Annotated in this window: 26 protein-coding genes; 14 read left to right on the top strand and 12 right to left on the bottom strand. The window is 63.4% G+C overall.

All coding sequences use genetic code 11. The features are described from left to right. Positions 1–10 precede the first annotated feature (10 nt). The 3 genes from QQL85_RS18580 to QQL85_RS18570 are packed head-to-tail and all read left to right on the top strand — an operon-like array spanning position 11 to position 3,683. Positions 11–1,825 carry a sensor histidine kinase gene (locus QQL85_RS18580; RefSeq protein ID WP_284355403.1) on the top strand — a complete coding sequence of 605 codons (1,815 nt, stop codon included), beginning with the start codon at positions 11–13 and terminating at the stop codon, positions 1,823–1,825. Beyond that, positions 1,822–3,228 carry a sigma-54-dependent transcriptional regulator gene (locus QQL85_RS18575; protein WP_284355402.1) on the top strand — a complete coding sequence of 469 codons (1,407 nt, stop codon included), beginning with the start codon at positions 1,822–1,824 and terminating at the stop codon, positions 3,226–3,228. The genes QQL85_RS18580 and QQL85_RS18575 overlap by 4 nt, the downstream gene beginning before the upstream one ends. Next, a complete protein-coding gene (locus tag QQL85_RS18570) occupies positions 3,228–3,683 on the top strand; it encodes a YiiD C-terminal domain-containing protein (protein WP_284355401.1) in 456 nt (151 codons plus the stop codon). Before QQL85_RS18575 ends, QQL85_RS18570 begins: the two co-directional genes overlap by 1 nt. Positions 3,684–3,913: 230 nt before the next feature. Here QQL85_RS18570 and cysQ read toward each other — a convergent pair whose 3' ends face one another. Further along, positions 3,914–4,732, bottom strand: coding sequence for a 3'(2'),5'-bisphosphate nucleotidase CysQ (cysQ, locus tag QQL85_RS18565; protein ID WP_284355400.1), 819 nt, complete (start codon positions 4,730–4,732; stop codon positions 3,914–3,916). Next, on the bottom strand, positions 4,729–5,295 hold the full coding sequence (gene nudE, locus QQL85_RS18560; RefSeq protein ID WP_284355399.1) for an ADP compounds hydrolase NudE: 567 nt from the start codon (positions 5,293–5,295) through the stop codon (positions 4,729–4,731). The genes cysQ and nudE overlap by 4 nt, the downstream gene beginning before the upstream one ends. 64 nt (positions 5,296–5,359) lie before the next feature. Here nudE and yrfG point away from each other — a divergent pair, with 64 nt between their 5' ends. After that, positions 5,360–6,022, top strand: a complete 663-nt coding sequence (gene yrfG, locus QQL85_RS18555; protein WP_284355398.1) for a GMP/IMP nucleotidase — start codon at positions 5,360–5,362, stop codon at positions 6,020–6,022. Between the two features lie 112 nt (positions 6,023–6,134). Here yrfG and lysM read toward each other — a convergent pair whose 3' ends face one another. Next, entirely contained in the window at positions 6,135–6,575 is a 441-nt protein-coding gene (gene lysM / locus QQL85_RS18550) for a peptidoglycan-binding protein LysM (protein WP_284355397.1), read from the bottom strand. A gap of 177 nt (positions 6,576–6,752) precedes the next feature. Between lysM and fdhD the strand changes: the two genes are divergently transcribed. The 3 genes from fdhD to QQL85_RS18535 all read left to right on the top strand — a co-directional run bounded on the left by fdhD (position 6,753) and on the right by QQL85_RS18535 (position 10,610). Beyond that, on the top strand, positions 6,753–7,583 hold the full coding sequence (gene fdhD / locus QQL85_RS18545) for a formate dehydrogenase accessory sulfurtransferase FdhD (protein ID WP_284355396.1): 831 nt from the start codon (positions 6,753–6,755) through the stop codon (positions 7,581–7,583). Between the two features lie 5 nt (positions 7,584–7,588). After that, positions 7,589–9,934 carry an FdhF/YdeP family oxidoreductase gene (locus QQL85_RS18540; RefSeq protein WP_284355395.1) on the top strand — a complete coding sequence of 782 codons (2,346 nt, stop codon included), beginning with the start codon at positions 7,589–7,591 and terminating at the stop codon, positions 9,932–9,934. 196 nt (positions 9,935–10,130) lie between these two features. Then, positions 10,131–10,610, top strand: a complete 480-nt coding sequence (locus QQL85_RS18535; RefSeq protein ID WP_284355394.1) for a glycine zipper domain-containing protein — start codon at positions 10,131–10,133, stop codon at positions 10,608–10,610. A 55-nt stretch (positions 10,611–10,665) separates the two neighbouring features. Here the strand turns inward: QQL85_RS18535 and QQL85_RS18530 are convergent, their stop codons facing one another. The 3 genes from QQL85_RS18530 to hslO all read right to left on the bottom strand — a co-directional run bounded on the left by QQL85_RS18530 (position 10,666) and on the right by hslO (position 13,959). Next, on the bottom strand, positions 10,666–11,106 hold the full coding sequence (locus QQL85_RS18530) for an acyl-CoA thioesterase (protein ID WP_060501251.1): 441 nt from the start codon (positions 11,104–11,106) through the stop codon (positions 10,666–10,668). Positions 11,107–11,338: 232 nt separating this feature from the next. Beyond that, complete coding sequence (locus QQL85_RS18525; RefSeq protein WP_284355393.1) at positions 11,339–12,880, bottom strand: phosphoenolpyruvate carboxykinase; 1,542 nt, start codon at positions 12,878–12,880, stop codon at positions 11,339–11,341. Between the two features lie 179 nt (positions 12,881–13,059). After that, complete coding sequence (hslO, locus tag QQL85_RS18520; RefSeq protein ID WP_284355392.1) at positions 13,060–13,959, bottom strand: Hsp33 family molecular chaperone HslO; 900 nt, start codon at positions 13,957–13,959, stop codon at positions 13,060–13,062. Positions 13,960–14,067: 108 nt separating this feature from the next. Here hslO and QQL85_RS18515 point away from each other — a divergent pair, with 108 nt between their 5' ends. Then, positions 14,068–14,862: a phosphatase PAP2 family protein gene (locus QQL85_RS18515; RefSeq protein WP_284355391.1), complete on the top strand. Its 795-nt coding sequence runs from the start codon at positions 14,068–14,070 to the stop codon at positions 14,860–14,862. 40 nt (positions 14,863–14,902) lie between these two features. Here QQL85_RS18515 and QQL85_RS18510 read toward each other — a convergent pair whose 3' ends face one another. Next, complete coding sequence (locus tag QQL85_RS18510) at positions 14,903–15,304, bottom strand: RNA-binding S4 domain-containing protein (protein WP_284355390.1); 402 nt, start codon at positions 15,302–15,304, stop codon at positions 14,903–14,905. 109 nt (positions 15,305–15,413) lie between these two features. On the opposite strand from QQL85_RS18510, the gene QQL85_RS18505 reads away from it, so the two are divergent. Together QQL85_RS18505 and rimK are read left to right on the top strand one after the other, a co-directional pair. Then, positions 15,414–15,896, top strand: coding sequence for an ATP-dependent zinc protease family protein (locus QQL85_RS18505; RefSeq protein ID WP_434482148.1), 483 nt, complete (start codon positions 15,414–15,416; stop codon positions 15,894–15,896). After that, a complete protein-coding gene (gene rimK / locus QQL85_RS18500) occupies positions 15,893–16,798 on the top strand; it encodes a 30S ribosomal protein S6--L-glutamate ligase (protein WP_012316721.1) in 906 nt (301 codons plus the stop codon). The genes QQL85_RS18505 and rimK overlap by 4 nt, the downstream gene beginning before the upstream one ends. A gap of 115 nt (positions 16,799–16,913) precedes the next feature. On the opposite strand, the gene QQL85_RS18495 is transcribed toward rimK, so the two are convergent. Further along, a complete protein-coding gene (locus QQL85_RS18495) occupies positions 16,914–18,227 on the bottom strand; it encodes an ATP-binding protein (protein ID WP_284355389.1) in 1,314 nt (437 codons plus the stop codon). A gap of 13 nt (positions 18,228–18,240) precedes the next feature. Continuing rightward, complete coding sequence (ompR, locus tag QQL85_RS18490) at positions 18,241–18,981, bottom strand: osmolarity response regulator transcription factor OmpR (protein WP_284355388.1); 741 nt, start codon at positions 18,979–18,981, stop codon at positions 18,241–18,243. 217 nt (positions 18,982–19,198) lie between these two features. Here ompR and QQL85_RS18485 point away from each other — a divergent pair, with 217 nt between their 5' ends. From QQL85_RS18485 to QQL85_RS18470, 4 genes are all read left to right on the top strand, one after another. Continuing rightward, on the top strand, positions 19,199–21,523 hold the full coding sequence (locus tag QQL85_RS18485; RefSeq protein ID WP_284355387.1) for a Tex family protein: 2,325 nt from the start codon (positions 19,199–19,201) through the stop codon (positions 21,521–21,523). Beyond that, on the top strand, positions 21,523–21,906 hold the full coding sequence (locus QQL85_RS18480) for a PaaI family thioesterase (protein WP_016484405.1): 384 nt from the start codon (positions 21,523–21,525) through the stop codon (positions 21,904–21,906). The genes QQL85_RS18485 and QQL85_RS18480 overlap by 1 nt, the downstream gene beginning before the upstream one ends. Before the next feature lie 153 nt (positions 21,907–22,059). Continuing rightward, on the top strand, positions 22,060–23,637 hold the full coding sequence (gene gshA / locus QQL85_RS18475; protein ID WP_284355386.1) for a glutamate--cysteine ligase: 1,578 nt from the start codon (positions 22,060–22,062) through the stop codon (positions 23,635–23,637). Next, positions 23,637–24,269, top strand: a complete 633-nt coding sequence (locus QQL85_RS18470; protein WP_284355385.1) for a TetR/AcrR family transcriptional regulator — start codon at positions 23,637–23,639, stop codon at positions 24,267–24,269. Before gshA ends, QQL85_RS18470 begins: the two co-directional genes overlap by 1 nt. A gap of 142 nt (positions 24,270–24,411) precedes the next feature. On the opposite strand, the gene QQL85_RS18465 is transcribed toward QQL85_RS18470, so the two are convergent. From QQL85_RS18465 to ssuC, 3 genes are read right to left on the bottom strand one after another with little or no spacing between them, the layout of a single operon-like run. Further along, positions 24,412–24,627 carry a TOBE domain-containing protein gene (locus tag QQL85_RS18465; protein ID WP_008095172.1) on the bottom strand — a complete coding sequence of 72 codons (216 nt, stop codon included), beginning with the start codon at positions 24,625–24,627 and terminating at the stop codon, positions 24,412–24,414. Positions 24,628–24,671: 44 nt separating this feature from the next. Continuing rightward, positions 24,672–25,484, bottom strand: coding sequence for an aliphatic sulfonates ABC transporter ATP-binding protein (ssuB, locus tag QQL85_RS18460; RefSeq protein WP_284355384.1), 813 nt, complete (start codon positions 25,482–25,484; stop codon positions 24,672–24,674). After that, positions 25,481–26,278, bottom strand: coding sequence for an aliphatic sulfonate ABC transporter permease SsuC (gene ssuC / locus QQL85_RS18455; RefSeq protein ID WP_284355383.1), 798 nt, complete (start codon positions 26,276–26,278; stop codon positions 25,481–25,483). Before ssuC ends, ssuB begins: the two co-directional genes overlap by 4 nt. Positions 26,279–26,287: the final 9 nt, after the last annotated feature.

The following is a 26,287-nucleotide window of genomic DNA, read 5'->3' as shown; positions in this document are numbered from 1 at the left end:
CATTTACGTGATGATTGCAAAACCCACGCCCCCTCGCCGTCCCCGCTGGCGCAGCCTGGCCCTGTTGGCCCTGTGCCTGGCGCCACTGCTGTGGCCCCTGCATCACCTTGCCGAGCGTTACTACCAGGATGAACTGGCCTCGCAGAACCGCCAGACCCTCGACCTCTACGTCGCCAACCTGCTCGGCACCCTGCACCGCTACGAAACCTTGCCGCAGATCCTCGGCGACCTGCCAGCGCTGCGTGGCGTACTGGCCGACCCGTTCCGCCTGGAAGCGGTGACCAATGCCAACCGGCTGCTCAAGGACATCGTGCAGCAGACCGGTGCCGAGGTGATGTACCTGATGGACGTCAGCGGCAACACCCTGGCCGCCTCCAACTGGGACAAGCACGACAGCTTCGTCGGCCGCAATTTCGCCTTCCGCCCCTACTTCAACGAAGCCATGGCCGGCCATCTGGGCCGCTTCTTCGGCCAAGGCACCACCTCGGCCAAGCGCGGCTACTTCTTTGCCGCAGCCGTGCGGGACCGTGAGCGCGTCGTTGGCGTGCTGGTGGTGAAGGTTGACCTCGACCACACCGAGACCCTCTGGGGCCGCACACCCGAGCAACTGTTGCTGACCGACCATAATGGCGTGGTCATCCTCACCTCGCGGCCTGACTGGCGCTTCCGCGCTACCCGCGTGCTGACCGAAGCCGAACGCCAGGCCATCATTGCCATCCAGCCCTACCCGACCCAGGCACCGCAACCGCTGGTGCTCACCCCGGACGCCTGGATCACCCAGACCCGCGATATCAAGGAAACCGGCTGGCAAGTCAGCATCCTCGCCCCTCGCCTACTGGTCGACCGTTCGGTACAGACGGTGATGGCCATCGGCGCAGGCACCCTGCTGGTGGTGATGTTGTTGGCCGGGCTGGTGATGCAGCGGCGGCGCCACTACATCGACCGCATCGACTTCGAGGCCCGTGGCCGCCAGCAGCTGGAAAACCGTGTGGCCGAGCGTACGGCCGACCTCGAAGGCCTGAACACCCGCCTCAAAAGCGCCGTGCTGGAGCGCGAGAACGCTCAGCAGGAGGCGGTGCGCGCCCAGGACGAACTGGTGCAGGCCGGCAAGCTGTCGGTTCTCGGCACCATGTCGGCCAGCATCAGCCACGAGCTCAACCAGCCGCTGGCCGCCATCCGCAGCTACGCGGAAAACGCCGAGATCCTGCTCGACCACCAACGCACCGAAGACGCCCGCGGCAACCTCAAGCTGATCGGCGAGCTGACCGGGCGCATGGCCTCGATCATCGCCCACCTGCGCGCCTTCGCCCGCCGCGACCGCCATGCCCCGGAGAGCGTGGCCCTGCAGCCGGCCCTGGACGATGCCCTGGCGCTGCTGGCCAAGCGTCGCCGGGCAATGGCCGTGGAGCTGATCCGCGACCTGCCGGAAGCCACCTTGTGGGTACAGGCCGGTGAAACCCGCCTGCGCCAGGTGCTCGGCAACCTGCTGGCCAATGCCCTCGACGCCCTGACCGAAAAAGCCAACCCGCGCCGCCTGTGGCTAAGTGCCGAACAACGTGATGACTGCGTCTACCTGTACATCCGCGACAACGGCCCCGGTTTCAGCCGCCAGGCCCTGGAGCATGCCAAGGAACCGTTCTTCACCACCAAGACCCGCACCCAGGGCCTGGGTCTGGGCCTGGCCATCTGCGAAAGCCTGATGCGCGCCCTGGGCGGTGAACTGCTGCTGGCCAACCACCCGGAAGGGGGCGCACTGCTGACCCTGCAACTGCGTGTGGCCGCGCCTGGCGCTACTTTGCCCAATTCAGAGGACCCCTCGGCATGACCACCGAGACACTGATCGACAGCCGAGCCCAGGTCATCCTGGTCGACGATGACCCGCACCTGCGCCAGGCACTGAGCCAGACCCTGGACCTGGCCGGCCTCAAGGTGGTCGCCCTGGCCGATGCCCAAGGCCTGGCCGACCGCATCGAGGCCGACTGGCCCGGCGTGGTGGTCAGCGACATTCGCATGCCCGGTATCGATGGTTTGCAACTGCTGGAGCAACTGCACGCCCGCGACAGTGAGTTGCCGGTGCTGCTGATCACCGGCCACGGCGATGTGCCGTTGGCGGTGCAGGCCATGCGCGCCGGAGCGTATGACTTCCTGGAAAAACCCTTTGCCACAGACGCCCTGCTCGACAGCGTGCGCCGCGCCCTGGCCCTGCGCCGGCTGGTGCTGGACAACCGCAGCCTGCGCCTGGCGCTGAGCGACCGCCAGCAACTGGCCACCCGCCTGGTCGGCCATTCGCCATCCATGCTGCGCCTGCGCGAGCAGATCGGCGCGCTGGCCGGCACCCGCGCCGATGTGCTGATACTGGGTGAAACCGGCGCGGGCAAAGAAGTGGTGGCCCGCGCCCTGCACGACCTGTCCAGCCGCCGCGACGGCCCGTTCGTGGCGATCAACGCCGGCGCGCTGGCCGAGTCGGTGGTGGAAAGCGAGCTGTTCGGCCATGAGCCCGGTGCATTCACCGGCGCGCAGAAACGCCGCATCGGCAAGTTCGAGTTTGCCAACGGCGGCACGCTGTTCCTCGACGAAATCGAGAGCATGAGCCTGGATGTACAGGTGAAACTGCTGCGCATGCTGCAGGAACGGGTGGTCGAACGCCTGGGCGGTAACCAGCTGATCCCGCTGGACATCCGCATCATCGCCGCGACCAAGGAAGACCTGCGCCAATCCGCCGACCAAGGGCGCTTCCGTGCCGACCTGTATTACCGCCTGAACGTGGCACCGCTGCGTATTCCGCCGCTGCGCGAGCGCGGCGACGACATTCTGGTGCTGTTCCAGCACTTCGCTGACGCCGCCAGCCAGCGCCATGGCCTGCCACCGCACACCCTGCAACCTGCTCAGCGCGCCGTGCTGCTGCGCCACGACTGGCCAGGCAACGTACGCGAGCTGCAAAATGCTGCCGAGCGTTTCGCCCTTGGCCTGGAGCTGGCCCTGGATGGCCAGGCGCCCCCAGCGACAACAGCTACGGCACCCGTGCTGAGCGGCAACCTCAGCGAACAGGTCGAGCAGTTCGAGCGCTCGCTGATCGCTGCCGAGCTGGCCCAGCCACACAGCTCCATGCGCAGCCTGGCCGAGGCGCTGGGCATCCCCCGTAAAACCCTGCACGACAAGCTGCGCAAGCACAGCCTGAGCTTCGACGGCGGCAGTGGCGGGCACGAAGATCACGAGGACAACCGTTGATGAGCACCGATAGCCAGTACTTGCAGTCCGTACTGCACAGCGACATCCCACTGACCCGCGAAATGGGCCTGGAAGTGCTCGATTGGCAGCAGCACACCCTGCGCCTGCAATTGCCGCTGGCGGCCAACGTCAACCACAAGAGCACCATGTTCGGCGGCAGCCTGTACTGCGCCGCCGTGCTGGTGGGCTGGGGCTGGCTGCATCTGCGCTTGCGTGAACTGGGGATTGATGACGGGCATATCGTCATCCAGGAGGGGCAGATCAGTTACCCGTTGCCGGTTACCGGCACCGCAGTGGCACGCTGCGCGGCACCGGATGAGAAAACCTGGGAGCGTTTCGTGACGATGTACCAGCGCCGCGGGCGGGCACGGTTGACGCTGGAGACCACCGTGAGCAATGCCGCGAGCAACGAGCCTGCCGTGAAGTTCAGCGGCCAGTACGTCCTGCACCGCTAACGTGGATCCCTGTGGGAGCGGGCTTGCCCGCGAAACAGGCACCGCGGTGTATGGCACCGGCTCCGCCGGTGTTCGCGGGCAAGCCCGCTCCCACAGGTACAGCGCAAGCTTGAGATTTTGCGCAATCCTGTGGGAGCGGGTTTACCCGCGAACACCGGCGAAGCCGGTGCCATGCACCGCGCTGGATTCTTCGCGGGTGAACCCGCTCCCACAGGGTAGGGTGATACGCGTCAGATCAGCTTCAGGAAGGCCTGGCGCCATGCAGCATTGGCCGGCAATGCCAGGAAATACGGATTCAGCAGCGTCTCGCGCGCCGGGTACCGGAACGGCAAGCCATCCAGCCCGATCACCTCCCCGCCAGCCCCTTCCACCACACCCTGCGCCGCCGCCGTATCCCACTGCGAAGTCGGCGCCAGGCGCGGATAACAATCGGCGCTGCCCTCAGCCAACAGGCAGAATTTCAACGAGCTGCCAATATTGGCCAACTCGAGTTCACCCACAGCGGCACCCAGCCCGGCCAACAGCGCCTCCTGCTCCGGGCTGGAATGCCGACGGCTGGCCACCACGGTAAAGCGCTCGCCCTGTGCCGGTGCGTTGCGCACCTGGATCGGCTGTGCTGCCTCACCGGCCTCCGCACGCCAAGCCCCCAACCCGCGCCCTCCAAAGTAGCAGCGCCCATTGGTCGGCATCGACACCACGCCAAACACCACCTCGCCGTTTTCAACCAGGGCGATGTTGACCGTAAATTCCTCACTGCCCGCAATGAACTCCTTGGTGCCATCCAGCGGGTCGACCAGCCACCAGCGGCTCCACCCCTGACGCTCGGCCAGCGGAATGTTGCAGTCTTCCTCGGACAGCACCGGAATGTGCGGCGCCAGCGCCAGCAGGCCATCGGCGATCACCCGGTGCGCCGCCAGGTCGGCGGCGGTCACCGGCGAATCGTCGGCCTTGTTGGTCACGGCCACATCGGCGCGCCAGAACGGCAGGATCGCCTCGCCTGCGGTCAACGCCAGCTTGACCACTTCGTGCATCAGTTGCAGGTCGTTCATAGCTCCAGCAGCCCCCGCTGAATCAGCAGATCACGGGCCAGGTACAGCGCCGCCAGCGCACGCCCTTCGGTGAATTGCGGGTGCATGGCCAATGCCGACAGCTCGCGCAGGTTGACCTTGTCGACCCGCATCGGCTCTGGCTCATCGCCTTCCAGGCGCTCTTCGTACAGGTCGGTGGCCAGCACCACCTGGATCTTCTGGCTCATGTAGCCCGGCGACAGCGAGAGTTCGGTCAGGTGTTCCAGTTGGCGCGCACCAAAACCGGCTTCTTCCTTGAGCTCCCGGTCCGCTGCCGCCAGCACGTCCTCACCCGGCTCGATCAGGCCCTTGGGCAACGACAGCTCGTACTCATCGGTGCCACCGCAGTACTCCTCCACCAGCACGGCATGCTCGGCGTCGAGCATGGCCACGATCATCACCGCGCCGTAGCCGTTACCCCGGCCCACCAAGCGCTCGTAGGTACGTTCGTTGCCATTGCTGAAGCGCAATTGCACGGCTTCGACGCGAAACAGGCGGCTGCTGGCGACGATTTCGCGGCTGAGGACGGTGGGTTTCTGGCGCATGGGGCGGCTCCTTGGCGTGAACGGGTTACTATACCGTGGCTTGCCGACTGAACGAGAGTTTCCCATGCCTGTTCTTCCCTGGTCTGCCATCGATACCGTCCTGCTGGACATGGACGGCACCCTGCTCGACCTGCATTACGACAACCGCTTCTGGCTGGAGCACCTGCCCCAGCGCTATGCCGAGCTGCACGGGGTAAGCCGGGCCATGGCGGAAATGGAGCTGCAGCCGCTGTTCGAGCGCAATGCCGGCACGCTGAACTGGTATTGCCTGGACTTCTGGAGCCGTGAGCTGCGCCTGCCAATCCGCGAGCTGAAGCAGGAAATTGCAGATTTGATTGCCCTGCGCCCGGATGCCGATACTTTCCTGGCAGCGATTCGCCAAGCGGGCAAGCGCGTGGTGATGATCACCAATGCGCATCGTGATTCGCTGTCGCTGAAGCTGGAGCGGGTGGAACTGGCGCCGTATTTCGAGCGGCTGATCAGCTCGCATGACTATGGCTACCCGAAAGAAAGCCCGCAGTTCTGGGATGCGTTGCAGGCGGATATCGGCTTTGAGCCGGAGCGCAGCCTGTTTATCGATGACACCTTGGCCATACTGCGCAGTGCTCGGCAGTTTGGTGTGGGGCATTTGTTGGCGGTGCGCCAGCCGGACAGCCAGGCTGGGCCGCGGGATACCGAGGAGTTTGCCGCGGTCGAGGATTACCGGGAATTGTTGGTCGGCCTGTGAGGGCCTCTTCGCGGGCAAGCCCGCTCCCACAGGGATATCACAGGCCCTGAGGCTTGCGCTGTACCTGTGGGAGCGGGCTTGCCCGCGAAGAGGCCGGCACAGGCAGTAAAGATCACTCAGGAATACGCAGCACCTGCCCCGGATAAATCTTGTCCGGGTGCTTGAGCATCGGCTTGTTAGCCTCGAAGATCTTGTTGTACTGGTTGGCATTGCCGTAAACCACCACAGAGATGGCCGACAGCGTGTCACCCTTCTTCACCGTAACAAACCTGGCCGCCGTCACCACCGGCCCGGTCACGGTAATCTGGTCATCCACGCTGGCCACGCCATTGATGTTGCCGGCTGCGAGAATGATCTTCTCCTTCTCTTCCTGGCTGGCCACTTCACCCTTGAGGATGATTGTGTCTCCCTCTACAGTGGCGGTGATGTTCGGGTTACCCAGGCCAACGTCTTGCACATGTTTCTTCAGCTGCTCCTCGGCATTGGCATTGCCAGGGGTCAGCAGGTCGATCAACTTCTCGCCCGCTTCCTTCACGAAACTGAACAAGCTCATAGCGTTCTCCTTGTTGACGAAACCTCGGACACACGAGTCTAGGCCAGCTTTTCCACTCCCGCCCCCTGTGCGACCAATCGACGCGGTCTATCAAGGCATAGACCCTAGCGATTAGACGCCACCGGCCCGCAAGCCTAGGCTTGTGCTATCAGAAAGCCGCCGGTACTCAACGCCCCGATGAACAGCAAACCTCCGGTCTGCGCGGCCTCATCGCCCTTGTCCATGCCCGCCGCCAGCAACACCTACGATTACGTCCAGCTCAGCGACGCCAAACGCGACAGCACGCCGCTGGCCGAAGAGGTGGCCTTGGCCATTGCCTACAACGGCCTCAACCAGGCGGTGATGCTGGTCAGCCCCACCGACCTGGAAGACTTTGCCGTCGGCTTCAGCGTTGGCAGCGGCATTGTCGAAAGCACGGCAGAAATCTACGACCTGAAGCTCTCCGGCAGCGGTTCGGCGATGTATGCCGACCTGGAAATCTCCAGCCGGGCATTCTGGAACCTGAAAAACCAGCGCCGCCAACTGGCCGGCACCAGTGGTTGCGGCCTGTGCGGGGTCGAGGCCCTGGAGCAGGCGCTGCCAGAGCTGGCCGTGCTGCCGGGTGCGCCCCTGCCACCGTCGCAATGGCTGGTCGGCCTGCGCGAGCGCATCGATGCCTTCCAGCCGCTTGGCCAGCATTGCGGCGCCGTGCATGCGGCACTGTTCATGGATCGCCATGGCGAGTTGCTGCTCGGCCGCGAAGACATTGGCCGGCACAACGCCCTCGACAAGCTGATCGGCGCCCTGCTGCGCCAAGGTATCGACAGCCAGGGCGGCCTGGCCATCGTCACCAGCCGCTGCAGCCTGGAGCTGATCCAGAAAGTGCTACGCGCCGGCATCCAGACCCTGGTCAGCCTGTCAGCGCCCACCGGCCTTGCCCTGCAATGGGCACGCAAGCACAACCTCAACCTCATCCATTTTCCCAAGCACAGCGCACCGCGGGTCTACAGCCCAGCGGCGGAGTCGTAACAGCCGTGACCTCGTACCAGCACCTTCCGGACAACGCCCCAGCCTCCACCCCTCGCTACAAGCCCTACCACGGCCCCGCCGGTGGCTGGGGCGCACTGCGCAGCGTGGCCAAGGCCTGGGTTGGCAGCGACAACGCGCTGAAGAATATTCGCGCCCTGCTCAAGACCAACCAGAACGGCGGTTTCGACTGCCCCGGTTGCGCTTGGGGCGACTCGCCGGAAAGCGGTATGGTCAAGTTCTGCGAGAACGGCGCCAAGGCGGTGAACTGGGAGGCGACCAAACGCCGCGTGGATGCCGCCTTCTTTGCCCGCTACAGCGTCACCTCGCTGCTGCAGCAGAGCGACTACTGGCTGGAGTACCAAGGCCGGTTGACCGAGCCGATGGTCTACGACGCGCCCAGCGATCGCTACCTGCCTATCAGCTGGGACGCCGCGTTCGCCCTGATCGCCCGCGAGCTGAACAGGCTGGCCAGCCCTGATCAGGCGGAGTTCTATACTTCGGGGCGCGCCAGCAACGAAGCGGCGTACCTGTACCAACTGTTCGTACGTGCCTACGGCACCAACAACTTCCCCGACTGCTCGAACATGTGCCACGAGGCCAGCGGCGTGGCATTGGGGCAGAGCGTCGGGGTCGGCAAGGGCACCGTCACCTTCGACGACTTCGAGCATGCCGATGCGATTTTCGTTTGGGGCCAGAACCCTGGCACCAACCACCCTCGCATGCTCGACCCACTGCGCGATGCGGTGAAACGTGGCGCCCAGGTGGTGTGCATCAACCCACTCAAGGAGCGTGGCCTGGAGCGCTTCCAGCACCCGCAAAACCCGCTGGAGATGCTCACCAACAGTGACCGACCGACCAACACCGCCTTCTTCCGCCCGGCGCTGGGCGGTGACATGGCGATGCTGCGCGGTATGGCCAAGTTCGTCCTGCAGTGGGAGCGCGAGGCCCAGGCCAACGGCGAACCGGCCGTGTTCGATCATGCGTTCATCGCCGAACATGGGCATGGCGTCGACGCGTACCTGGCGGTGGTGGATGCCACGCCGTGGGAACATATCCAGACGCAATCCGGCCTGGCGCTGGTCGACATCGAGCTGGCCGCGCGCATGTACTGCCGTGGCAAACGGGTGATCATGTGCTGGGCGATGGGCATCACCCAGCACCGCCACTCGGTGCCGACCATTCAGGAAATCGTCAACCTGCAGATGCTGCGCGGCAACATCGGCGCGCCAGGCGCCGGCCTGTGCCCGGTACGCGGGCACAGCAACGTGCAGGGTGACCGCACCATGGGTATCAACGAGCGCCCGCCGGTCGCGCTGCTGGATGCCATCGAAAAACGCTTTGGCTTCGCCGTGCCGCGCCACAACGGCCATAACACCGTCGAAGCGATCCACGCCATGCTCGACGGTCGGTCCAAGGTATTCATCGGACTGGGCGGCAACTTCGCCCAAGCTACGCCAGATACCGAGCGCACGGCCCAGGCGCTGCGCAATTGCGAACTGACCGTGCATATCAGCACCAAGCTCAACCGCAGCCATCTGGTGCATGGCAATCAGGCACTGATCCTGCCGTGCCTGGGCCGCACCGACATCGACCTGCAAGCCGACGGGCCGCAGGCGGTAACGGTGGAAGACTCGTTCAGCATGGTCCATGCATCCAACGGGCAGCTGAAGCCTCTGTCGTCACAGATGCGCTCGGAACCGGCAGTGGTAGCCGGCATTGCCGCCGCCACCCTGGGCAAGCAACCGGTGGACTGGCACTGGCTGGTGGCCGACTACGACCGTATCCGCGACCTGATTGGCGATACCATTGCCGGATTCAGCGGTTTCAATCAGCGCTTGCAGCACCCGGGCGGCTTCTACCTGGGCAACAGCGCAGCCAGCCGCGAGTGGAAGACCAACACCGGCCGCGCCAACTTCAAGGCCAACCTGCTGCCGGACACGTTGCTGGATGAACGTGTGCGCGCCAGCGGCCAACTGCCAGACCTGATCATGCAATCGATGCGTTCGCACGATCAGTACAACACCACCATCTACGGCCTGGACGACCGCTATCGCGGCGTGCGCGGCCAGCGCGAGGTACTGTTCGCCAACGAAGCCGACATCATTCGCCTGGGCTTCCAGGCGGGGCAGAAAGTCGACATCGTTTCGCTGTGGGGGGATGACCATGTACGCCGGGTGCGGGGCTTCACCCTGCTGGCTTTCGACATCCCTGCCGGGCAGGCGGCGGCCTATTACCCCGAGGTGAACCCGCTGGTGCCGCTGGAGAGCATTGGCGTTGACAGCCATACGCCAACGTCGAAGTTCATCGCCATCAAACTGGAGCGGGCGCAGGACAGCGGGCGTATCCTGTAAAAACGAAAAAAGCCCTGTTCCGTGGCGGTTCAGGGCTTTGTCATAAAAGTCTCAGACAGCCAAGAATCGAGAAAGTTTCATAGCAAATACAGTAACTTAGAGAATTGTGTACAACTCGTGTTACTCGTCGGATTTCCATTGCCAGCCACGCTCGATAGCCTCAAATTCGCCTCGTCATCCTTATGAGGCTCTCTTGATGAAGAAGTACTCCTCGATTCTGTTGTTGTCTTTCAGCTTGCTCAGCGGCGTGGCCATGGCAGGCGGCACCACCGAGGCCGGCATTGGCGGCGCATTGGGTGGGGTACTGGGCTCAGTGGTAGGCAACTCCATCGGTGGTAGCACCGGCGGCGCCATTGGTGCCGGCCTGGGCGGCGCGGCCGGCGGTGCCCTGGGCGCCGACAAGCGCCAGCGTGGCGAGGCTGCTATCGGCGGCGCGCTGGGCGCGGCTGGCGGTAACGTGGTCGGTCGCTCGGTAGGGGGTACCACAGGTAGCTACATTGGCGCAGCAGCCGGCGGTGGCGCGGGTGGTGCGCTGGGTAACTACATGGGCAACAAGGCCGACGAAGACGAGCGCCATGACGACCGTCGCTATCGCCGTGACTACGACGACCGTCGCCACTACGACCGTGGCCACCACTACGGCCACCGCAAGCACAAGCGCCACTGGCGCGACTAATGCCTGAGGGCCCTGCCCCGGCAACAAAAGCCCCGCCCCTGCCGGCGGGGCTTTTTTATGCCTGCGGTTCCAGCACCAGGCCGGACAGGATCACCTGCAGCGCCTCTGGCAGCGTCACAGGCCGGCCACTGGCACGTTCGATGAACACCTGCACCACCGTGCCTGCCGCGCACGCCTCCGGCTCGCCTGGGCGGAACAGCGCCAGGCGGTACTCCACCGTACTGCCCGCCAGGCGCGTCACGCCCAAGCCCACCTCCAGCACATCCGGGAAGCCCGGCAGCGCGTAGAAGTCCGCCGCCGAACTGACCACGAAGGCCGCCAGTTCACCGTCACGCAGGTCCAGCTCGGCCTGCTCTACAAGAAACGCTTGAATGGCCGTTTCGAAGAAGCCATGCACGGTGGCGCCGGCGATATGGCCGTTCAGGTCGTTGTCCTGAGGGCGGGTAAGGATGGGGTGGAAGTGGGAGAAGGCAGTGCGCTGAGGGGATTCGGTCATCTGTCTGGCTCTTGTCTTCGCAATGGATGCTGACAGTGAAACAGAATTTCCGGACTTTGGCTGCCTGTGCGGGCCTCTTCGCGGGTAAACCCGCTCCCACAGGATTACCACTGCATTCAAGATGTGCGCTGTACCTGGGGGAGCGGGTTTACCCGCGAAGAGGCCCGCACAGGCAGTAGAAAACAAAAAGGCCACCCCAAGGGGCGGCCTTCTTGTTGCGGCTGGTTTCAGCTTACAGCTGTGGACCAGCAGCCTTGATGGCGTCGGAAACTTCGAACTTCTTGAAGTTTTCGATGAACAGCTTGGCCAGGCCTTTGGCGGCCTCGTCGTAGGCCGCTTTGTCAGCCCAGTTGGTGCGCGGGTTGAGCAGCTCGGTTTCAACGCCCGGAACGGCCTTAGGCACGTCCAGGTTGATGATGTCCAGGTGCTCGGTTTCAGCACCGACCAGCGCGCCGCTCTGGATCGCAGCGATCACCGCACGGGTGGTCGGGATGCTGAAGCGCTTGCCAACGCCGTAGCCACCGCCGGTCCAGCCGGTGTTGACCAGGTAGACCTTGGAGTTGAAGCCGTTGATACGCTTGATCAGCAGCTCGGCATACTCGCCAGCCGGACGCGGGAAGAACGGTGCGCCGAAGCAGGTGGAGAAGGTCGACTTGATGCCGCCGCCCGAACCCATTTCGGTGGAACCGACCAGTGCGGTGTAGCCGGACAGGAAGTGGTAGGCCGCCTGCTCGTTGTTCAGGATCGACACCGGAGGCAGAACACCAGTCAGGTCGCAGGTCAGGAAGATGACTGCGTTAGGCTCGCCGCCCAGGTTCGCTTCGGAACGCTTGGCAACGTGCTCCAGCGGGTAGGCCGCACGGCTGTTCTGGGTCAGGCTGACATCGGTGTAGTCGGCGTGCTTGTTGGCGTCGAGAACGACGTTTTCCAGCACTGCGCCGTGCTTGATGGCTTTCCAGATGACCGGCTCGTTCTTCTCGGACAGGTCGATGCACTTGGCGTAGCAGCCGCCTTCCATGTTGAAGACAACGCCTTCGCCCCAACCGTGCTCGTCGTCACCGATCAGGTAACGGCTTTCGTCGGCCGACAGGGTGGTCTTACCGGTGCCGGACAGGCCGAAGAACAGGGTCACATCGCCTTCTTCACCGATGTTGGCCGCGCAGTGCATTGGCAGTACGTCGGCAGCCGGCAGCAGGAAGTTCTGCACCGAGAACATGGCTTTCTTCATTTCGCCGGCGTAACGCATGCCTGCGATCAGCACCTTCTTCTTGGCGAAGTTGATGATCACGCAACCGTCGGAGTTGGTGCCGTCACGCTCAGGCTCGCACACGAAGTTGGCGACGTTGAGGACCTGCCACTGGTCGCGGCCAGCCGGGTTGAACTGCTCCGGGTTGATGAACAGGCAACGGCCGAACAGGTTCTGCCAGGCAGTCTGGGTGGTCATCTTCACCGGCAAGTAGTGCTCGGCGGCGGCCCCTACATGAACGTAGGAAACAAAGTGATCCTGGGCGTTGTTGAACGCCTCGACGCGGTCCCACAGGGCATCGAACTTGTCGGCCGGGAACTTGCGGTTGATCGGGCCCCAGGAAATGGCGTCCTGGGTGGAAGGTTCTTCGACGATGAAACGGTCAGCCGGCGAACGGCCAGTACGGTGACCAGTCTCTACGACCAGTGCGCCAGTATCGGCTAATACGCCTTCACCGCGTTGCAGCGCTTCTTTTACCAGCTCATCGACGCTCAGGTCGGTGTACACGGTGTTGTTGGCTTGCGTCATGAGATACCCCATCCGGCCCGAGGCCGAGTGCTCCAAACGTTTTGTAGTTGTCTTGAAAAAACTACTACAGCGAAAAAAGTGGCCGGATTATGCCAGAAACGCCCAAAAAAAGTAGGCCCCTCCTGTCAGAACTGCGCTTTTGCGCAATTCGACAGGAGATTATCCTGCGATTAAACGTTTCAGTGGCGAGTTTCTGAGGCTGCGTCAGTACCACCACCGGCAAACAGTTGCGCCACATCGCTGGCATCGAAGAAATAGCGCTCGTTGCAGAACTGGCAATCGATCTCCACCGTCCCGCCGCATTCTTCCACCAAGGCCTTGGCATCGTGTTCGCCCAGGCTGACCAGTGCATTGCCGGAGCGTTCGCGCGAGCAGCTGCAATTGAAGCGCAGCGGCTGGATATCGAACAGGCGCACGGCATCTTCGTGGTACAGGCGGTGCAGCAGGGTTTCGTTGTCTTCCGCCCATTCTTCAGGCTTGAGGGTCTTGGCCAGGGCGATCACATGTTGCCAGCTGTCTTCGCGCTCTTCGTCGTCTGGCTGGCGATCACGCGGCAGTTGCTGCAGCAGCAGGCCCCGGGCTTTACCACCTTCGGCGTTGAGCCAGAAACGGGTATTGAGCTGTTGCGACTGGACGAAGTAGTTGGTGAAACACTCCGACAGGTTGGCGCCATCAAGGTCCACGGTGCCCTGGTAACGCTGGCCCTTGACCGGATCGATGGTCAGGGTCAGATGGCCGTCGGGCATCAACTGCGACAGGCTGGCATCTGCCGGGATCTGGTCTGCTTCGTAGCGAGCCATGCCCCGGATCTCGCGGTCACCGGAACATTCCACCATCAGCAGCGGAATCGGCCCTGCGGAACGCGCCTGCAGAATCAGGAGGCCATCGAACTTCAACGCCCCTACCAGCAAGGCGGTGGCGGCCATCAGTTCGCCGAGCAATGCCTTGACCGGTTGAGGGTACTCATGACGCGCCAGCACCGCCGCGTAGCTGTCGTCGAGAGACACCCACTCGCCGCGCACATCGCGCTCGTCGAAGATGAAACGTTGAGTGAAATCTGTATCTGGCAAGTCGCTCATGGTTGTCTGGCTATCTGAAAATGATGACAAAATAATTACCGGGCTTTGAAAAACCCGTCGTAGAGCGCCCGCAAGGCGCTCATTCACTGCTGTAGATCGAGGTATTTTATGGACAATCGACCACTGTTCCAAGCAAGGTGGTCATGGGGCCCGTTGGCAGCCTGCACGCTGCTACCCATCGCATTACTGTGTTTCTGGTTATGGCCTATTGGCCAGATCTTGTGCCTGACTTTCGACGAGTGGCTGTTCCACAGCCTGAATACGCCGCTGGCCGACAACACCACCTGGCGCTACATCTGGACAGTCGGCAGCCTGCGCCCGTTCGACATTGTTGTCGGCCTGATCCTTCTCGCAGCCCTTATCCGTGGCGACTGGGTGTTCAAGGCAACCCAGGTTCGTCAGGCGTTTTTCGGCTTTCTGGTCACGCTACTCCTCTTAGTGGTGATTCGCGCGCTGTTTTCCAAGTGGGTGGATGCAGCCGGGTGGCAACACAAGAGCCCGTCGATGATGTTTGACGACGTCGTCCACCTCAGTGACTACTACCCGAACCTGGAGGCGGCCTGGGAGCTGAAAGACCGTTCCAGCAAGAGTTTCCCGGGGGATCACGCCTCGGTGTTGCTGATCTGGGCGCTGTTCATGAGCGTGTTCAGCCGCCGCTTGGTGCAGTACCTGGTGATCTGGGGGCTGGCGGTGCTGTTCATGCTGCCGCGCCTGGTGGCCGGTGCCCACTGGGGGCAGGATGATTACATCGGCGGGTTGCTGATGGCGGTGCTGGCGTTGGGCTGGAGCTATTACACGCCGCTGGCGGCCAAAGGGAGCGCGGCATTGATGCGGTGGACGGCGCCGTTGTTCACGATCGCAGCCAGGTTACCGTTGGTCGGGCGGTTGGCGGTAGTCCGCTAGATCCTTGGGGCTGCTGCGACGGGCCGCAAAGCGGCCCCGTCTATTCAAAGCGCCCATGCAGCTGGTGAATCTGCCGCCGCTGCTTCTTGGTCGGCCGGCCATCGGTGGTCACGCCCATGGCCCCTGCCTTGCGCATGTCGGCCGCCTGTTCACGACGACGCACGCTCTCTTCGGTTTCTTCGTACAGCGTCTGCGCTTCCGGCGCCCCACGCCGCACCACCGACAACGCCTTCACCACCACGGTGCGCTCATCGAACCCGGTGCGCAGCACAAATTCGTCGCCCACCCGCGGCTCCTTGCCCGGCTTGCAACGCTCCCCCCGGCAATGCACCTTGCCGCTCTCGATCGCTGCCTTGGCCAGCGCCCGTGTCTTGTAGAAGCGCGCCGCCCACAGCCACTTGTCCAGGCGAACCTTGTCGTCGTCTTCGGCTTTTTGTGCCATCCCGTTACCTCGAATACTGTGTTTCATCGAACTGTACTACCGTAACCAGCGGATGCAAAAAATCCCCGCCGTGCTTACAGTTCACCACCTCATTCGCAGGGTGCGCTTCGTGAAGACATTTGACCATTTGACAGTGATCGGCCTGCGTGAGTGGATCGCCCTGCCCGACCTTGGCGTGGCAGGGCTGCGCGCCAAGATCGACACCGGCGCCAGCACCTCCAGCCTGCATGCTACCGAGGTGGAACCGTTCGAACGCGACGGCCAGCCGTGGGTCCGCTTCACCGCACACCTGGGCTCGGTGGTGCAGTTGCGTCACCGCCGATGCGAGGCACCGCTGGTGACCATGAAAACCATCAAGAGCTCCAACGGCCAGGCCCAGACCCGTTATGTCATCCGCACGTCACTGGCGCTGGGCGATGGTGTATGGGAGGTGGAATTCACCCTGGCCTGCCGCAAGAACATGCGCTACCGCCTGTTGCTTGGCTCCAAGGCCCTGATCCACGGCCAGTTGGTGGTAAACCCTGGTCTGAAATATGTACAAGACAAACCGGCCTTTCCGGCCACTCTTTCTCCTGCCACAGGTGCTGCATGAAGATCGCTGTGCTGTCGCGCAATCCGCGTCTGTATTCCACCCGCCGCCTGGTTGAAGCCGGTACCCAGCGTGGTCACGAAATGGTGGTGATCGATACCCTGCGGGCCTACATGAACATTGCCAGCCACAAGCCGCAGATCCACTACCGCGGCAAGCCACTGGAAGGTTTCGACGCGGTCATCCCGCGTATCGGTGCCTCGGTCACCTTCTACGGCTGCGCAGTCCTGCGCCAGTTCGAGATGATGGGTGTGTATCCGCTCAACGAGTCGGTGGCCATTGCCCGCTCCCGCGACAAACTGCGCTCGTTGCAACTGCTGTCACGACGCGGCATCGGCCTCCCAATCACCGGCTTCGCCCATTCGCCGGACGATATTCCCGACCTGATCCAGATGGTCAATGGCGCCCCGCTCGTGATCAAAGTGCTGGAAGGCACCCAAGGCATCGGCGTGGTGCTGTGCGAAACCACCCAGGCGGCCGAGTCGGTGATCGAGGCGTTCATGGGCCTGAAGCAGAACATCATGGTTCAGGAATACATCAAGGAGGCTGGCGGCGCCGACATCCGCTGCTTCGTGGTGGGAGACAAGGTGATTGCCTCTATGAAGCGCCAGGCCAAGCCGGGCGAGTTCCGCTCCAACCTGCACCGGGGGGGCGTCGCCAGCCTGATCAAGATCACCCCTGAGGAGCGGATTACCGCGATTCGTGCGGCCAAGGTGATGGGATTGAGTGTGGCGGGTGTGGATATCCTGCGCTCCAACCATGGGCCGCTGGTGATGGAGGTGAACTCATCGCCGGGGCTGGAGGGGATTGAAGTGACCACCGGCAAGAACGTGGCCGGGATGATCATCGAACACCTTGAGAAGAACGGCGGGCCGAATCAGACCCGGACCAAGGGTAAAGGCTGATGTAAGCCTGTACCGGCCTCTTCGCGGGTAAACCCGCTCCTACAGGATTACCACAGCCCTCAGGCCTGTGCAGTACCTGTGGGAGCGGCTTTAGCCGCGAAGAGGCCGGCAAATTTCACACAGCATTCCGAGGTAACAACAGCCCCAACGGCAACCGCACCCGCGCCTCGATCCCACCGCCAGACCGGTTACGCAGCTCCACATTCCCGCCATGCTGGGCCGCGATGCGCTTGACGATCGCCAGCCCCAACCCGGTGCCCTTGCCACCCCGCGCCCGGTCACCACGAATGAACGGGTTGAAGATGGTCTCCAACTCCGACTCGTCGATGCCGGTGCCACGGTCAAGCACGCTCAGCACCACATAGGGTGCGCTCTCGTCACCCGACACATAGGCGGCCACCTCGACCCCTTTGCCAGCATGGTGCAGGGCGTTGCCAATCAGGTTGCCCAGCATGCGCTTGAGCGACACCCGACGCAGCGGGAACGGCGGGATCGGTTCCAGGCACAGGCGCACACGTTCTTCCGGCTGGTTGTACGGCGCCACCACTTCGCGCACCAGGTCAGCCAGGTCGACCTCCTCCAGCGGCTCATCCCGCCCGTCACGGATAAAGGCGAGGAACTGATCGAGGATCGCGTCCATGTCTTCGATATCGCGGACCATGTCGTCACTCAAATCGCTGTCGCTGTTCAGCAATGACAGCGACAGACGCAGGCGGGTCAGCGGTGTGCGCAGGTCATGGGACACCCCGGCCAGCATCAGCTCGCGCTCACGCCCGGCCTGCTCGACATCCTCGGCCATCTGGTTGAACGCCTTGTACACCTCGGTCATCTCGCTGGGCGTATCGCTGATCGGCAGGCGCACGCTGCGCCCCTGGCCCAGCTGGCGAGCGGCGAACACCAGGCGCTTGAGCGGCTGGTTCAACTGGCGCACGAATATCCATGCCGAGGCTGTGGACAACAGGCCAATGGCCAGGAACCAACCCAGCACGTTCCAGATTTTCTGCCCGCGTAGCGGGTGCGGGTACAGCGGCACTTTCAGCCAGCCGGGGCCCAGGCTTGGCGCATTGACCCACAACGCCGGTGGCGCATGAATGCGCAGCCGCACCTCGGTGTCTTCGCCCAGCTCCGCCTGCATCTGCCGTTGGTAGATTTCGCTGTAGGGCCAGTGCTGCTCACCCTCGGGCACACCCGAGCCGGTGACGCGGATAAGGCCTGCCGCCTCGGCAATCTTGTCGCGATTTTCTTCGTCGGCAGCCCAATAGGCGCGCAAGGTCAGCGCCACGCCGTGGCTGTACTGACGGTCGACCAGCACGTCCTCGTTCATCAACAGGTAGACCAGGGTCAAGGCCTTGCTGAACAGGACGACAATCAACACCAGCCACAGGGTGCGGGCGAAGAAACTCTGCGGAAACCAGAGCGGTGTCTTCATGGACGACGAGGCATCATTTACCCGCGTTTCCGTCTGGCACGAACACGTAGCCCACGCCCCACACGGTCTGGATGTAACGCGGTTTGGACGGGTCCGGCTCGATCATGCGGCGCAGGCGCGAGATCTGCACATCGATGGAGCGCTCCAGTGCATCCCACTCGCGACCACGGGCCAGGTTCATCAGCTTGTCGCGGGTCAGCGGTTCGCGGGCGTGCATCACCAAGGCCTTGAGCACGGCGAACTCGCCGGTGGTGAGCATGTGCACTTCGTCACCACGCTTGAGTTCGCGGGTGGCCAGCGACAGCTCGTAGTCGCCGAAGGTGACCGACTCGTCCTCGCTGCCTGGGGCTCCCGGTACAGCAGGCGCCTGTCGACGCAGCACGGCCTTGACGCGCGCCATCAGCTCGTCCGGGTTGAACGGTTTGCCCAGGTAGTCGTCGGCGCCCAGCTCCAGGCCCTTGATACGGCTCAGCTCATCGCCTTTTGCAGTGAGCATGATGATCGGGATCTGGTTGTTCTGCTGGCGCAGGCGCTTGCACGCGGACAGGCCATCTTCGCCCGGCAGCATCAGGTCGAGCACCACCAGGTTGAACACCTCGCGCTGCAGCAGGCGGTCCATCTGCTCGGTGTTGGGCACCGCGCGGGCACGGTAGCCCTTACTGGTGAAGAAACGTTCCAGCAGGCTGCTCAGCCCAGGATCGTCGTCGACGATGAGAATCTTGTCACCTTCAGCGGTGTTTGGCGTGCCGGTCATGAATAACTCCTCTGATATCGCCGCGCATTATGGCGTAGCCATTGCTGCACGTTGCGTGAGCATTGTTAGCAGATTTTTCCCCGGGCGCCAGTTCCGGCTGGCCGGGCGCCATCACCGCAAGCCGTTTGCGATGGGTATAATGCGCGGCTTTCATCCAGCGCCGCCGAGCGAAAAGCCCACAGGCGACCCCCGTATTCACAAATGTCAGGTGGTTTACATGGACAGCATCAACAGCCGTATCGCCGAGGAACTGGGCGTACGCCCCCAGCAGGTCGAGGCGGCCGTGGGCCTGTTGGACGAAGGCTCGACCGTGCCCTTCATCGCGCGTTACCGCAAGGAAGTGACCGGTAGCCTGGACGACACCCAGCTGCGCCATCTGGAAGAGCGCCTGCGCTACCTGCGCGAACTCGACGAGCGCCGCGTCAGCATCCTGTCCAGCATCGAGGAACAAGGCAAGCTGACCCCGGAACTGGCCCGCGAAATCAAGCTGGCCGACACCAAGACCCGCCTTGAAGACCTGTACCTGCCGTACAAGCAGAAGCGCCGCACCAAGGGCCAGATCGCCCTGGAAGCTGGCCTTGGCGAGCTGGCCGACGGCCTGTTCAACGACCCGACCCTGGCCCCGGAGAGCGAAGCCGCACGCTTCGTCAACGCCGAAAAAGGCGTGGCCGACGTCAAGGCTGCGCTGGAAGGCGCCAAGTACATCCTCATGGAGCGCTTCGCCGAAGACGCTGCCCTGCTCGACAAACTGCGCAACTACCTCAAGCAGGAAGCGGTGCTCAGCGCCCGCGTGGTAGCGGGCAAGGAAGAAGAAGGCGCCAAGTTCCGCGACTACTTCGCCCACGACGAACTGCTGCGCAATGCCCCGTCGCACCGCGCCCTGGCAATCTTCCGCGGGCGCAACGAAGGTGTGCTGAGCGCCTCGCTGAAAGTGGGCGAAGAACTGCCTGGCACCCTGCACCCGTGCGAGGTGATGATCGGCAACCACGTCGGCGTTGAAAACCGCAGCCGCCCGGCCGACAAGTGGCTGGGCGAGGTGGTGCGCTGGACCTGGAAGGTCAAGCTCTACACCCACCTGGAAACCGACCTGTTCGGCGAGTTGCGCGACAACGCCGAGGGCGAGGCGATCAACGTGTTCGCCCACAACCTGCACGACCTGCTGCTGGCCGCTCCGGCCGGCCCGCGCGCCACCCTGGGCTTCGACCCGGGGCTGCGCACCGGGTGCAAGATCGCCGTGGTCGACGCCACTGGCAAGCTGCTGGACTACACCACGGTCTACCCGCACGCGCCAAAAAATGACTGGGACCGCACTATTTCCATCATGGCCGCCCTGTGCGCCAAGCACTCGGTGGAACTGGTCGCCATCGGCAACGGTACCGCCAGCCGCGAAAGCGACAAGCTGGTAGCTGAGCTGGTCAAAAAATATCCAGCGCTGAAAATCACCAAAATCATGGTCTCCGAAGCCGGTGCCTCGGTGTACTCGGCCTCGGAACTGGCCGCCCGCGAGTTCCCGGACCTCGACGTATCGATCCGTGGCGCCGTGTCGATTGCCCGCCGCCTGCAGGACCCGCTGGCGGAGTTGGTGAAAATCGACCCGAAATCCATCGGTGTCGGCCAGTATCAGCACGATGTGTCCCAGCTGAAACTGGCGCGTGGCCTGGACGCCGTGGTCGAGGACTGCGTGAACGCCGTAGGCGTGGACGTGAACACCGCCTCGGTGGCGCTGCTGACCCGCATCTCTGGCCTCAACGCTACGCTGGCACAGAACATCGTCGCCCACCGCGATGCCAACGGCCCGTTCGCCACCCGTGCGGCACTCAAAAAGGTCAGCCGCCTGGGTGAAAAAACCTTCGAACAGGCCGCGGGCTTCCTGCGCGTGATGAACGGCGACAACCCGCTGGACGCCTCCGCAGTGCACCCCGAGGCCTACCCGCTGGTGCAACGCATTGCTGCCGACACCGATCGCGACATCCGCTCGCTGATTGGCGACAGCAGCTTCCTCAAGCGCCTGGACCCAAAGAAGTTCACCGACGAGTCCTTCGGCCTGCCGACCGTCACCGATATCCTTCAAGAGCTGGACAAGCCTGGCCGCGACCCACGCCCCGAGTTCAAGACCGCCACCTTCCAGGACGGCGTCGAAGACCTCAAGGACCTGGAACCCGGCATGATCCTGGAAGGCGTGGTGACCAACGTCACCAACTTCGGTGCCTTCGTCGACATCGGCGTGCACCAGGACGGTCTGGTGCACATCTCGGCATTGTCGGAGAAGTTCATCAAAGACCCGCGTGAAGCGGTCAAGGCCGGCGACGTGGTCAAGGTCAAGGTCATGGAAGTGGACATCCCGCGCAAGCGCGTCGGCCTGTCCATGCGCATGAGCGACACCCCGGGCGAGAAGGTCGAAGGCAACCGCGGCGGCAACCGTGGTAATGGCGGCAACCGTCAGCAGCAGGCCCCACGCCCGCGTGAAACGGCCACTGCCGCACCGGCCAACAACGCCATGGCCTCCCTGTTTGCCAACGCCAAGCAGTTGAAGAAGAAGTGATGGACGTACCACGCGAATACGTCGAAAGCGCCTTCAGCCAGCTGCTGGGCTGCCGCCTGCAACGCCTGGATACGGGTGTTGCCGAGGTGGCCCTGCCCCTCGAACCGCACTTGCGCAACCGTGGCCAGAAGCTGCACGGCGGGGCGATCTTCAGCCTGGTGGACATCGCCATGGGCCTGGCCTGCTCGGCCAGCCATGGCTTTGACCAACAAAGCGTCACCATCGAGTGCAAGATCAACTACATGCGCGCCGTCAGTGACGGCGAAGTGCTGTGCACCGCCCGTGTGCTGCACGCCGGGCGGCGTACCCTGGTGGTCGACGCCGACGTAGTCCAGGGCGACAAGCTGGTGGCGAAAGCGCAAGGAACCTTCGCGGTTCTCTAGCTCACCAAGCCGTATCTGCGGTATTTTCAGCAGTGCGCTGGCACTGCTGGAACCGCGTAAACCAGGCGACAACGCCAGTTCCTTTCTTCCTACCCTTGTAGACCGTTATCTCTACCCCCATATTGGGGCGACTGACGCGTGAAGGAATACATCTTGAGCGAACTCCTCAACCGCCGCCTGAGCCTGCTCGGCGCCAATCTTCCCCTGCTCAAGCAGTGCCTGCACGGTATTGAGCGCGAATGCCTGCGCGTGACCGACGAAGGTCGCCTGGCCCAGACCCCGCACCCGGAAGCTTTGGGATCGGCACTGACCAACGAGCAGATCACTACCGATTATTCCGAGTCGCTGCTGGAGTTCATCACCCCAGCCCTGCCCGACCCGGCCAAAGTGCTCGAAAGCCTCGAACAGACCCACCGTTTCGTCTACAGCAAGCTGGGCGACGAATACCTGTGGAGCCCGTCGATGCCGTGCACGCTGCCGGCCGAGGAGGACATCCCGATCGCCGAGTACGGCAGCTCGAACATCGGCAAGCTCAAGCACGTCTACCGCAAGGGCCTGGCCTTGCGCTACGGCCGCACCATGCAGTGCATCGCCGGTATCCATTACAACTTCTCGCTGCCCGAAGCCCTGTGGCCGCTGCTGCGCGAAGCCGAAGGCAGCACGCAAGACAACCGCGACTACCAGTCATCGGCCTACATTGCCCTGATCCGCAACTTCCGCCGCTACAGCTGGCTGCTGATGTACCTGTTCGGCGCTTCGCCGGCCCTGGACAAAGGCTTCCTGCGTGGCCGCCCCCACCAGCTCGAAGAGCTGGACGCCGAAACGCTGTTCCTGCCCTACGCCACCAGCCTGCGCATGAGCGACCTGGGCTACCAGAGCAACGCCCAGGCCGGCCTGACGCCGTGCTACAACAACCTGGCCAGCTACACCGACAGCCTGCGCAAGGCCGTGGGCACGCCCTACCCGCCTTACGTCGAAGTCGGTACGCATGTGGACGGCGAGTGGGTGCAACTGAACACCAACATCCTGCAGATCGAAAACGAGTACTACTCGAACATCCGCCCCAAGCGGGTCACCTACACCGGCGAGCGGCCGATCCAGGCCCTGACCTCGCGCGGCGTGCAGTATGTGGAAGTGCGTTGCCTGGACATCAACCCGTTCCTGCCGGTGGGCATCGACCTGCCCGAGGCGCGCTTCCTCGATGCGTTCCTGCTGTTCTGCGCACTGGAAGACAGCCCGCAGCTGGACAACGGCGAATGCGGCCAGTGCACCGACAACTTCCTGACCGTGGTCAAGGAAGGCCGTCGCCCGGGCCTGGAGCTGCATCGTGATGGCCAGCCGATCACCCTGAAGGCGTGGGCCAGCGAGCTGATCGAGCGTATCCGGCCACTGGCCGACCTGCTCGACCAGGCGCAAGGCGGCGACGCCCACGGCAAAGCCCTGGATGCCCAGCAGGCCAAGGTCGATGACGCCGCGCTCACCCCGTCGGCCCAGGTGCTGGCACGCATGACCGAGCACGATGAAACCTTCATCCAGTTCTCCCTGCGTCAAAGCCGGGTCCACGCCGAGACATTCCGCGAACAGCCCCTGAGCAACGAACAGCAACAGGCGTTCGAAACACTGGCTCGCGAATCGCTCGCCAAGCAGTCTGAGCTGGAACAGGACGAAGTCGGTGACTTCGACCTGTTCGTCGGTGCCTACCAGGCCAGTATCCTGGCGATCAGCAACTGATGACCCGTACCGCCACCCCGCGCAAGCCGCGCGCCAGCAGCCAGGCCAGGATCGAAGCGATCCTGGCGGCTGCGCGCGAGTTGCTGGCAGAGCAAGGGGTGGCGGCACTGTCCATCTACAGCGTGGCCGAACGGGCACAGATTCCACCGTCGTCGGTGTATCACTTCTTCGCCAGCGTGCCAGCGTTGCTGGAAGCACTGACTGCCGACGTACACCGGGCCTTTCGCGAAGCACTGAGTGCACCGATCGACAGCAGCGCATTCAGCACCTGGCACGAACTGTCACGGCTCATCGAAGAACGCATGCTTTGTATCTATAACGAAGATGCGGCGGCGCGCCAGTTAATCCTGGCCCAACATGGGCTGAGCGAAGTGGTGCAGGCCGATCGGCAGCACGACATGGAACTGGGCGACTTGATGCACAAGTTGTTCGACCAGCATTTTCACCTGCCGGTGATGCCACTGGATGTGGATGTGTTTGCCCTGGCCATGGAACTGAGCGATCGGGTGTATGCGCGATCGGTGCAGTTGCACGAAGCGATCACCCCGCGAATGGCCGAAGAAGGCAAGCGGGTGTTCGAGGCGTATCTGGGGTTGTATCTGCCGCCGTTTCTGGCCAAGCGCTCCAGCTGAAATCATTGGGGCCGCGTTGCGGCCCTTCGCGGGCAAGCCCGCTCCCACAGGGTCCGCGTGCACACTGGATCCTACGCAGTACCTGTGGGAGCGGGCTTGCCCGCGAAGGGCTGCAAAGCAGCCCCAATATCGAGCAGCGCCATCACAGCTTGGCGATAGACACTTCAGTCGACTTCACGAAGGCAATCACTTCGCTGCCCACTTGCAACTCCAGCTCTTTTACCGAGCGGGTGGTGATGACCGAAGTCACGATACCCGAGGCAGTCTGCACGTCGATTTCCGACAGTACCGGGCCTTCGAGGATTTCTTTCACGGTGCCTTTGAACTGGTTGCGGACGTTGATGGCTTTGATAGTCATGATGTAATTCCTTCTCTATGGCTTCAGTCGGGTAAGTGAGTCGTTCAGTGCGCCCAACGCAGTTGCGTGGGCAGAGGGGCTACAGGATCCGGCTCGGGCGCAGTGCCCGGGACCGACAGAACACGGTTGAGCACTTCGCTTTCCAGCGCGGCCAGGCGGTGCGAACCACGCGCCCTGGGCCGTGCCAGGTCGACAGTGAGGTCGAGCCCGACCTCGCCGTCCTCGATCAAAATCACCCGGTCAGCCACGGCAACGGCTTCGCTGACATCGTGGGTGACCAGCAGCACGGTGAAGCCATGCTGACGCCACAGGCGCTCGATCAATTGCTGCATCTCGATACGGGTCAATGCATCCAGCGCACCCAGCGGCTCATCCAGCAGCAGCAGGCGTGGCTGGTGAATCAAGGCGCGGGCCAAGGCCACACGCTGCTTCTGGCCACCCGAGAGGGCTGCCGGCCATTCATTGGCACGGTCGGCCAAGCCAACCGCCTCCAGCGCTTCCAGCGCACGTGAGCGCCAGTCACCCGACAGGCCCAGGCCAACGTTGTCGATCACCTTCTTCCACGGCAGCAGGCGTGCGTCCTGGAACATCAGGCGGGTTTCTTCACGGGCCTCCTCCAGCGGCGCAGCGCCAGCCAGCAGTTGCCCGGCCGTAGGCTGGTCGAGCCCGGCCAGCAACCGCAGCAGGGTGCTCTTGCCGCAGCCGCTGCGGCCGACGATGGCAACAAACTGCCCCGCCGGAATGTGCAGGTCGATACCCTTCAACACTTCGCGCTGGCCAAAGGTCTTGCGCAGACCGTTGGAGGCCAGTGGGATGCCACGCAGCAGGCGTGGCGGCTGTTCCTTGAGCACAGTCATGCACCCTCCTTCTTGGCCACTTGATAGGCCGGGTGCCAACGTAGCCATACACGCTCCAGGCCGCGGGCAGCGAGGTCGGCGAGCTTGCCGAGCACGGCATACAGGACGATGGCCAGTACCACCACGTCGGTCTGCAGGAACTCACGGGCGTTCATTGCCAGGTAACCGATGCCGGCGTTGGCCGAGATGGTTTCGGCCACGATCAGGGTCAGCCACATGAAGCCCAGGGCAAATCGCACCCCCACCAAAATCGAAGGCAGCGCGCCCGGCAGAATCACCTGACGGAACAGGCTGAAGCCTGAGAGGCCGTAGCTGCGCGCCATTTCCACCAGTGCCGGGTCGACGTTGCGAATGCCGTGGTAGGTGTTCAGGTAGATCGGGAACAACGTGCCCAGCGCAACCAGAAAGATCTTTGCCGACTCGTCGATACCGAACCACAGGATCACCAGCGGGATCAGCGCCAGGTGCGGCACGTTGCGGATCATCTGCACCGAGCTGTCGAGGAGGCGCTCACCCCAGTTCGACAGACCGGTGATGAAGCCCAGCACCAGGCCGATGCTGCCGCCGATGGCGAAGCCCAGCCCGGCACGCCAGCCACTGATGGCCAGGTGGGTCCAGATATCGCCGCTGCGTACCAGTTCGACGCCCGCACTGACCACTGCGCTAGGCGCAGGCAGGATGCGCGTCGACAGCCAGCCGGCGCTCACCGCCAGTTGCCAGGCCGCCAACAACAGCACCGGCAGCGCCCACGGCGCCAGGCGCTGGGCCAAGTTGGAGGAAGTTGCACGACTCATGGTCCGGCC

This window comes from Pseudomonas putida, from assembly GCF_030159595.1.
Lineage (GTDB): Bacteria > Pseudomonadota > Gammaproteobacteria > Pseudomonadales > Pseudomonadaceae > Aquipseudomonas > Aquipseudomonas putida_AC.
The sequence above is the reverse complement of the archived record's forward strand: the minus strand, read 5'-3'. Positions and strand labels throughout refer to the sequence as shown.